7 protein-coding genes and 1 pseudogene are annotated in these 6,764 nt (G+C 71.9%); 2 read left to right on the top strand and 6 right to left on the bottom strand.

All coding sequences use genetic code 11. The annotated features are described in order from the left end of the window. A partial coding sequence (locus tag ACK5KK_RS07755) for a chorismate-binding protein (RefSeq protein ID WP_416889511.1) occupies positions 1–683 on the bottom strand: 683 nt, incomplete at its 3' end. Positions 684–876: 193 nt separating this feature from the next. On the opposite strand from ACK5KK_RS07755, the gene ispG reads away from it, so the two are divergent. Continuing rightward, a complete protein-coding gene (gene ispG, locus ACK5KK_RS07750) occupies positions 877–2,028 on the top strand; it encodes a flavodoxin-dependent (E)-4-hydroxy-3-methylbut-2-enyl-diphosphate synthase (RefSeq protein ID WP_416889510.1) in 1,152 nt (383 codons plus the stop codon). Positions 2,029–2,037: 9 nt separating this feature from the next. On the opposite strand, the gene ACK5KK_RS07745 is transcribed toward ispG, so the two are convergent. Genes ACK5KK_RS07745 through ACK5KK_RS07725 form a run of 5 tightly spaced genes read right to left on the bottom strand, consistent with a single transcriptional unit; the run spans position 2,038 to position 5,748 of the window. Beyond that, the gene (locus ACK5KK_RS07745) at positions 2,038–3,057 is read right to left on the bottom strand and encodes a 1-aminocyclopropane-1-carboxylate deaminase (protein ID WP_416889509.1); all 1,020 of its coding nucleotides are present in this window, start codon (positions 3,055–3,057) and stop codon (positions 2,038–2,040) included. Next, positions 3,054–3,254: a hypothetical protein gene (locus ACK5KK_RS07740; protein ID WP_416889508.1), complete on the bottom strand. Its 201-nt coding sequence runs from the start codon at positions 3,252–3,254 to the stop codon at positions 3,054–3,056. Before ACK5KK_RS07740 ends, ACK5KK_RS07745 begins: the two co-directional genes overlap by 4 nt. Continuing rightward, a complete protein-coding gene (locus ACK5KK_RS07735; RefSeq protein ID WP_416889507.1) occupies positions 3,251–3,616 on the bottom strand; it encodes a GntR family transcriptional regulator in 366 nt (121 codons plus the stop codon). Before ACK5KK_RS07735 ends, ACK5KK_RS07740 begins: the two co-directional genes overlap by 4 nt. Positions 3,617–3,673: 57 nt before the next feature. Further along, a complete protein-coding gene (gene pcp / locus ACK5KK_RS07730) occupies positions 3,674–4,318 on the bottom strand; it encodes a pyroglutamyl-peptidase I (RefSeq protein ID WP_416889506.1) in 645 nt (214 codons plus the stop codon). Further along, positions 4,315–5,748 (bottom strand): RNB domain-containing ribonuclease, encoded by a 1,434-nt coding sequence (locus tag ACK5KK_RS07725; RefSeq protein WP_416889505.1) that lies wholly within the window; start codon positions 5,746–5,748, stop codon positions 4,315–4,317. Before ACK5KK_RS07725 ends, pcp begins: the two co-directional genes overlap by 4 nt. 71 nt (positions 5,749–5,819) lie before the next feature. Here ACK5KK_RS07725 and ACK5KK_RS07720 point away from each other — a divergent pair. Beyond that, positions 5,820–6,764: pseudogene (locus tag ACK5KK_RS07720) on the top strand (hypothetical protein); the annotation flags it as partial.

Genomic DNA, 6,764 nt, shown 5'->3' with positions numbered 1-6,764 from the left:
GAGGACAGGAACTCCGACAGCGTCGCGGCCGTGGCCCCGCCCGCGGGGTGGCGGAACGTCCCCGAGATCGGGTTCATCGTCACCACGCCGTCGGCGGCGCTCACGTGCGCCTCCGGGCTCGCCCCGACCACGACCTGCCCCTCGGCGACGATCAGGAAGGTCCAGTAGGCCCCGCGCTCGTGTTCGAGCAGCGCCCGGAACCAGGTGAGCCCGGCGGTGACCGAGTCGGCGTCGACGGCCGCGGTGAAGTCGCGGCGGATGACGAAGTTCGCGCCCTCGCCGCGCCCGATCTCGTCGGCGATGACGCGACGCACGATGTCGGCGTAGTCGGCGTCGGTGATGTCGAAGCCGGCGTCCTTCAGGCCGATGGGCGCCGTGGGCAGCTCCGCCATCGCCGTGGCGAGCGGCACTGACCCGTGCTCGTCCACCACCAGGCACCGCAGCGGGGTCCGGTCGTCACGGCAGCGGAAGCCCCGCTCCACGATCTGACGGAACGGCACCAGGGCGAGGACCTCGCGCGGCGTGCCCTCCCCGCCGGTCAGCGGGATGTCGGCGAGCGCGGGCACGTCCACGATGTCGCCGGTGAGCACCTCGACGGTGGCGCCGTCGCGGGCGAGGAGAGCGAACGGCCGCCCCGCGTCGGCGAGGGCAGCGAGGTCGGCAAGGGGCGTCGAACCGGTCATCGAAGTGCTTTCGTCATGGCGGACCGCACGGCGACAGTCCGTCCCTGGGCGGACTGTGTCAGGTCGTACGCGAACACACCGCCTCAGGCGGTGGGCCACCACATGGTGTTCGCGGACATGTCGCCGAAACTACCACAGCCACCGCCGAGGTCCGATGGAACCGGCGGCAGGCCCGGCGTCGTAGGCTGGATGCGTGCCAGCCGTCAATCTCGGGATGCCCAAGGTCCCCGAAACGCTCTCCCCCCGCCGCAAGAGCCGTCAGATCGCGGTCGGGCGTGTCCTGGTCGGCGGGAACGCGCCGGTGACGGTGCAGTCGATGACGACGACACCGACCCACAACATCAACGCGACGTTGCAGCAGATCGCCGAGTTGACGGCATCCGGGTGCGAGATCGTGCGCGTCGCGGTGCCGCGGCCGGAGGATGCCGACGTGCTGCACGTCATCGCGAACAAGAGCCAGATCCCGGTGATCGCCGACATCCACTTCCAGCCGAAGTACATCTACCAGGCCATCGATGCCGGGTGCGGTGCGGTGCGGGTCAACCCGGGCAACATCCGTGAGTTCGACGGCAACGTCGGCGCGATCGCGAAGGCCGCGAAGGATGCCGGCGTGTCGCTGCGCATCGGTGTCAACGCAGGCTCCCTCGACAAGCGACTGCTTCAGAAGTACGGCAAGGCGACACCCGAGGCGCTCGTGGAGAGCGCGGTGTGGGAGGCGTCGCTGTTCGAGGAGCACGACTTCCACGACTTCAAGATCTCCGTCAAGCACAACGACCCGATCATCATGGTCAAGGCGTACCGCATGCTCGCCGAACGCGGAGACTGGCCGCTGCACCTGGGTGTCACCGAGGCCGGGCCCGCGTTCCAGGGGACGATCAAGAGCGCCACGGCATTCGGCATTCTGCTGGCGGAGGGGATCGGTGACACGATCCGGGTCTCGCTGTCGGCGCCGCCGGCCGAAGAGGTCAAGGTCGGGCACCAGATCCTGCAGTCGCTGAACCTGCGCGAGCGGACGCTGGAGATCGTCTCGTGCCCGTCCTGCGGGCGCGCCCAGGTCGACGTCTACACCCTCGCCGACAGCGTCACCGAGGGACTCAAAGACCTGACGGTGCCGCTGCGGGTGGCCGTCATGGGCTGCGTCGTGAACGGCCCCGGCGAGGCGCGCGAGGCCGACCTCGGGGTGGCCAGCGGCAACGGCAAGGGCCAGATCTTCGTCAAGGGCGAGGTCATCAAGACCGTTCCCGAGGCCGAGATCGTGGCCACGCTGATCGACGAGGCCAACCGGATCGCCGCCGAGATGGGTCCCGACGCGGCACCCGGCACCGCGCAGGTCGTCACCGCCTGACGCGACGGCTCACTCCCAGAGAGAGTGGTACGCGTTGATAGCGGGCTGGCCGCCGAGGTGCGCGTAGAGGACGGTGGAGTCCTTGCCGATGTCACCCGAGCGCACCAGGTCGATCAGGCCCGCGAGCGATTTGCCCTCGTACACGGGGTCGGTGATCATCGCTTCCAGCTGAGCGCCGAGCGCCATCGCCGCCATGGTGGATTCGACGGGGATGCCGTAGAGGTCACCGGCCCAGCCTTCCAGCACCTGGATCTCGTCGTCGCGCAGGTCGCGGCCGACCTCGATCAGCTCGGCGGTGTTGCGAGCGATGCGGGCGACCTGTTCGCGTGTCTTCGCGAGCGTCGCCGACGCGTCGATGCCGAGCACGCGCCGCCTCACCCCGGTGAGCTCCTCCAGGGCGGCGAACCCGGCGATCATGCCGGCGTGGGTGGAACCGGTGACGGTGCACACCACGATCGTGTCGAAGAAGACGCCGAGTTGCTTCTCCTGTTCGGCCAGCTCGAACGCCCATTTCGCGAAGCCGAGGCCGCCCAGTCGGTGCTCGCTCGCGCCGGCGGGGATCGGGTAGGGCGTGCCGCCGGCATCCTCCACCTCGTGCAGCGCCTGACGCCACGAGTCGCGGATGCCGATGTCGAAGCCGGCGTCGTCGAGGCGGGAGTCGGCGCCCATCATGCGCGACAGCAGAATGTTCCCGACCTTGTCGTTGGTCGGGTCGTCCCACGGCACCCACTTCTCTTGCACGAGGCGCGCTTTCAGCCCGAGGTGCGCGGCGACGGCAGCGACCTGCCGGGTGTGGTTGGACTGGTAGCCGCCGATCGAGACGAGCGTGTCGGCGCCGCTGGCGAGGACGTCGGGAACGATGTACTCGAGTTTTCGCACTTTGTTGCCGCCGAAGGCGAGTCCGCTGTTGACGTCCTCGCGCTTGGCCCACACCTGCGCGCCGCCGAGGTGCTGCGTGAGGCGGGGGAGCTGCTGGAGGGGGCTGGGGCCGAAGGTGAGCGGGTGGCGCGGGAAGTCCTGCAGTGTCATGTGGATCGTCTTTCGTCGATGGTGGGGCCGGTGCAGGTGAGGCTGTGCCACGTTCGTTCCGCCAGGGCGGCCGCGGCCTCGCCGCGCACGCACAGCTCGATGAATCGGTCGTGCCGTCGCGCGGACTCTTCGCCGGTGGCGGTGCCGAAGCGAAGCCGCTCCACCCGGCGCAGCAGCGGTTCGTACCGAGCGATCACGTCGCGCGCGCCGCATTGCCGGCGCGTGCGAGGGCGACGGCGTGGAAGTCGGTGTCGGCGGCGCGGGCGGCGAGGGAGTGCATGGCCGCGACGACGCTCTGAGCATCGCGCACCGCCGTCGGGTCGATGGGGGCGATGACCGTCGACTTCCCCGGGACGGCCTGCACGAGCCCCGCCCGCGACAGTTCCAGCAGCGCTTCCCGGACCGGCGTGCGCGACACGCCGAGCCAGGTGGCGAGCTCGCTGTCGCGCAGTTGTTCGTCGGGCGCGAGGGTGCCGTCGACGATGGCGTCGCGCAGTCGCGCCAGAACCGTGTCCCGCAGCAGGGGGCGCGGCGGGAGTGTCTCGGCGGGAATCGGCACGATATGCAATATATCGCGGTAGATCGGTGGGTCGGAACCCCGCGGGCGGGTGCCGCCTCAGTGGATGCTGCCGCCGATGGTGGACACGTCGGTGGGGCGGGTGAGGGCCACCTCGATTGCGATGCGCAGCGCGCGGGCGATGTTGTCGAGGGGGATCTCGACCTGCCCCGACGGTGCCTGACCGGTCGCCCACGGGACGTGGACGAACCCCACGCGTGCGGCGTCTTCGGCGGCGTGCAGCGCCGTGAAGAACACGTGGTTGCACACGAACGTCCCGGCGGTGTGCGAGACCTCGGCGGGGATGCCGGCTGCCGCGACGGCTGCCGCGATCGCCTTGACCGGCAGCGTCGCGAACGCGCCGGCAGGTGCGCCCGGAATCGAGGGTGCGTCGATCGGCTGGGCGCCGTCGTTGTCGGGGATCCGGGCGTCGGCGAGGTTGACGGCGATCCGTTCGATGCCGATCGCCGACCTCCCTCCGGCCAACCCCACCGCGATGACCACATCGGGCCGGTGGGCGGCGATCAGCTGCCGCATCTCGGTCGCCGCCGCGTCGAACGCGACCGGAAGCACCGCCGTCACCAATCGGGCGGGGCCATCGCCCCACTCGGCGGCCACTCGCTGCACCGCCTCGCCGCTGGGGTTGGTCCGGTCTCCGGCGAAGGGCCCGAAACCGGTGAGCAGCACGGTCGGGTCGCCGGTCATGGGGCCACCGCCGTGCACTGGACCGTGCCTTCGCCGATCGAGGCGTGTTCCAGGCGCAGCCGCACGGTGGCTCCCGCCGCAGCGGTCAGTCCGGCCACGCGGGTCTCGACGGGCGGATCGTGCAGCAGGACGTCCGCGTCATCGCCGCGCACGCTCAGGACGAGTGCCTCGAAGATCTCGCCCTCCCGCGGGTGTAGCAGCGCGGCCTCGACGCGGTCACGCGCGCCGGAGTCGAACTGACGGGCCTGCCTGTTGCTGCGTTCCATCAGTTCGGGGATCGAGGCCAGGCTCGTCCGCGCCCACTCCGGCACCGGGCGGCCGTTGACGAGTGCCTCGCAGATGACGAGCGTCCAGCGATCGACGAGCCGGCGCAGCGGCGCGGTGGTGTGCGCGTAGGGGGCCCCGATCGCCGCCTGCAGCGTCTGATCCGGCGGCGCGCCGTCGAAGGTGGTGTAGCCGGCACCGCGGAACAGCGCCGCCGCGTGTTCCTTCACGACGCGAGCCAGCGGCCCCCCGTCGAGGCTCTGCAGATACACGCCGTAGGGGACGTCGTCGCGCCAGGGCAGACCCAGCGTGACCGTCTGTGCGCGGAAGTCGGCGATGTCGTCGGGTGCGGCGGGCGGCATCGTGCGCAGGATGCCGACACCGCCGTCGAGCATGATCGCCGCCGCCGCCATCCCGGTCAGCAGCGACACCTGCGCGTTCCACTCCTCCAGCGGCACACCCTCGTCGAGCTCGAGCCGGTACCCGTCGCCGTGAGGTTCGATGCGGATGTCGGGGAGATTCAGATTGGCGCCGCCGCGCTCGACCTCCCGCTCGGCGCGGGTGCGCCCGAACCACGCCATCGCCGCGAGCGTCGGCTCGGCCGTCCCGGCGTCGATCGCCGCCTGCGCGTCGACATAGGACCACTGGGCGCGCGAGCGCACGACGGCACGGGTCAGTGTCGTCGTCACCGGCTCGGCACGGGCATCGAGCTCGAACCGCCACACGAACGCGCGGCGGTCGCGTCCGGGCAGGAGCGAGGCGGCATCCTCGCTCAAAAGCTCCGGGTGCAGCGGCACCCGGCCGTCGGGCGCGTACAGCGTTTGTCCCCGCTCACGGGCCGCGTGGTCCAACGCGGTGTCGGGCCCGACGAAGGCGGGAACGTCGGCGATCGCGTAGTGCAGGACGGCGCCGCCCGGGTGGCGCTCCAGGTGCACCGCCTGATCGAGGTCGGTGGCACCGGCCGGGTCGATCGTGAGGAACGGGATCTCGCGCAGGTCTGCCAGGTCCGGTCCCGGCTCGACCGGGACCGTGCGCGCCGCCGCCTCGGCGTCCGCGACGGCTGCGTCGGGGAACCCGTCCGGCACGGCGAGGTCGCGGCGCAGGGCGGACAAGGCATCGGCGAGCAGTCCGTCGCGGGAGGTCAGTCGGGATCGACGTGCGGGCACGCCCAACAGTGTAGGAGAAGCGCGGCGGCCGACCCCCTGACGCGGCCCGATCGCGCGGCTAGGCTGACGACATGCACAGTCCGCGATGCGTATGGCCGCTCGCCACGGTGGTCATCGTGTTGCTGACCGCGTGCACGCCGACGCCACTGCCCGCGACGCCGACACCGGGCCGGACCGGCGCGAGCGCGACGCCCTCGGCCACCGCGGACGCCACGCCGTCACCCGACGCCACGCCCGCAGTTGTCGTCTTCGACGGCGACTGCGACGCGCTGCTGCCCCCCGACGAGGCCGACGCGGTCCTCGGCGGTGCCCGCGGCGTCGACAGCCGCGTCGACGCCGTCCTCGGCAGCGTCCACTGCGACTGGTCAGGGGATGCCGGCGACCTCACCATCGACGCCTATCCCGCCGGGGTCGTGGCGGAGGCCATCGCCGCACCCTTCGACACGATGGTGTGCGAGCCCTCCGGCGGCGACGGGTGCCAGGTCGGGGTGGCCGCCGCGTCCGCGTGGGGTCTGGTGACCCTGCGGGACCCCGGCGGCTCGGCATGGCAGGAGCCCCCGGCCCAGCTCATGGCCGCCGCCGCTGCGGTCGCCGGTCCGCTCGCGGGGGCAGCGGGCTCGCGCGCGGTGCCGAACGACCGCTGGTGGACGGCGGACTGCGCCGATGTCGCCAGGGAAGTCGACATCGAGGCGGTCATCGGGCCCATCACCGCCGAGACGATGGTCGCGGCGACGGTGGCGGAGGAGATCGCGCGCGCCGCCGGCTCCCTCATCGGTCCCTGCGTCTGGTCCGGGGGCGATGGTGTCGAGCTCACGGTCATCGGCCACCCCGGGCTCGACTGGGACGACTACCGCGCGCCGCTGGCCGGCGCCGCACCCGTCGAGGTGGCCGGGGCGGCCGCGGCGGCGCAGCATTCCGACACCGGCGGTGCTGTGATCGCCGCCAGCGACGGCACCAACGTCGTCGAAGTGCGTGTCGTCGTCCCCGGCGACCACGCGGAACCGGCCGCGGTCGCC

The sequence above is a fragment of the Microbacterium sp. genome (genome assembly GCF_047972865.1).
Classification (GTDB): domain Bacteria; phylum Actinomycetota; class Actinomycetes; order Actinomycetales; family Microbacteriaceae; genus Microbacterium.
The sequence above is the reverse complement of the archived record's forward strand: the minus strand, read 5'-3'. Positions and strand labels throughout refer to the sequence as shown.